The 255-nt window shown below is 52.5% G+C and carries 1 protein-coding gene; it reads right to left on the bottom strand.

Translation table 11 applies throughout. The annotated features are described in order from the left end of the window. Positions 1–229, bottom strand: a 229-nt coding sequence (locus E0D98_RS27110) for a DUF3987 domain-containing protein (protein ID WP_131891729.1), incomplete at its 3' end; no start/stop codon positions are given. Positions 230–255 lie beyond the last annotated feature (26 nt).

The raw sequence follows: 255 nt of genomic DNA, 5'->3' as shown, positions 1-255 counted from the left end.
CTCCGGACTCGGCAAGCGTCAGGAAAAAAAGAGAGACCGGCCCCCGCAGTGTATTCAGTCTGCAGACATCAATCAGATTCTGGCAGACAAGTGAAACAGCGCCCAGGGCAGACGCTGCCACAAGCCCAAGGGGAGCCTGCGTAATTTGCTGAGCTTCAATAACGGCATCACGAATGAGTGGAGGCAGCGAACTCAGGGGAAACTCATCACAAGGCTGACCGAATGACATAGTAACCTCACTACACACAGATATAA

The sequence above is a fragment of the Escherichia sp. KCJ4928 genome (genome assembly GCF_004352695.1).
Lineage (GTDB): Bacteria > Pseudomonadota > Gammaproteobacteria > Enterobacterales > Enterobacteriaceae > ECMA0423.
The sequence above is the reverse complement of the archived record's forward strand: the minus strand, read 5'-3'. Positions and strand labels throughout refer to the sequence as shown.